This is a genomic window from Crenobacter luteus, from assembly GCF_004345725.1.
GTDB lineage: Bacteria > Pseudomonadota > Gammaproteobacteria > Burkholderiales > Chromobacteriaceae > Crenobacter > Crenobacter luteus.
Genome location: NZ_SLXG01000054.1, coordinates 1 through 1,409, shown reverse-complemented (window position 1 = coordinate 1,409; position 1,409 = coordinate 1). Strand labels below are relative to the sequence as shown.

The following is a 1,409-nucleotide window of genomic DNA, read 5'->3' as shown; positions in this document are numbered from 1 at the left end:
GAGGAATACGGCGCGCTCGACGAGGCGGCGCGCGTGCGCGTGCTCAGTCGCGAGCTGGCGACGCCGCGGCTGCTGTACTCGCCGTACGTGCAGTACAGCGCGGAGACCGCCAAGGAGCTGGCGATCTTCCGCGAGGCGGCGAAGATCCAGGAGCAGTTCGGCGTCGACGCGATCCGCCAGAGCATCATCTCCAACTGCGCGTCGGTGTCCGACGTGCTGGCCTTGGCGCTGATCGGCAAGGAAACCGGGCTGATCCGCCTCGACGAGGCCGGGCGGCCGGTGTCGCGGCTGAACCTGGTGCCGCTGTTCGAGACCATCGCCGACCTGCAGGGCGCGGCCGGCGTGATGGACGCGCTGTTCGCGCAGCCGTGGTACCGCGAGCTGCTGAGGAGCCGCGGCGACGTGCAGGAGGTGATGCTCGGCTACTCGGACAGCAACAAGGACGGCGGCTACTTCACCAGCCAGTGGGAGCTGTACCAGGCCGAGCAGCGGCTGGTGGCGTCGTTCGCGGCGGCCGGGGTCAAGCTGCAGCTGTTCCACGGCCGCGGCGGCTCGGTCGGCCGCGGCGGCGGCCCGTCGTTCGAGGCGATCATGGCGCAGCCGGCCGGCAGCGTGGCCGGGCGCATCCGCATCACCGAACAGGGCGAGGTGATCTCGTCCAAGTTCGCCGACCCGGACATCGGCGCCGGCCACCTGGAGGCGCTGGTGGCGGCGACGCTGGAGGCGACGCTGACCGAGCACCAGGTCGACGCGGCCGACGGCGCGGTGTTCGACGAGCTGTCGCGCGACGCGTTCGCCGCCTACCGTGCGCTGGTCGAGAGCGACGGCTTCATGGACTACTTCCTGGCCGCCACGCCGATCAACGAGATCGCCAAGCTGAACATCGGCAGCCGTCCGGCGTCGCGCAAGAGCCTGGCGAGCATCAAGGACCTGAGGGCGATCCCGTGGGTGTTCTCGTGGTCGCAGTCGCGGGTGATGCTGCCGGGCTGGTACGGCGTCGGCTCGGCGGTGGCGGCGTACCTGGCGCGGCACGGCGAGGCGGGGCTGGAGCGGCTGCAGCGGCTGTACCGCGCGTCGCCGTTCTTCCAGGTGGTGCTGTCGAACATGGAGCAGGTGCTGGCGAAGGCCGACCTGACGATCGCGCGGCGCTACGCCAGCCTGGTGGCGGACGGCGCGCTGGCCGAGGCGCTGCTGGCGCGCATCGAGGACGAGTGGCAGAAGACGCAGAACGCCTTTTACGCGATCACCGGGCAGGGCAAGCTCTTGGAGGCGAACGCGGCGCTGGCGCGCAGCCTGGAGACGCGGCTGCCGTACCTGAACGCGCTGAACCTGCTGCAGGTCGAGCTGCTGCGCCGCTTGCGCGCGGCGCCGGACGACGCCGGCGAGGTGCTGACGGCGACGCACCTGAC

1 protein-coding gene is annotated in these 1,409 nt (G+C 71.3%); it reads left to right on the top strand.

Going from position 1 to position 1,409, the window contains the following annotated elements; genetic code table 11:
- Positions 1-1,409, top strand: a 1,409-nt coding sequence (locus EV683_RS14225; protein WP_131863226.1) for a phosphoenolpyruvate carboxylase, incomplete at both ends; no start/stop codon positions are given.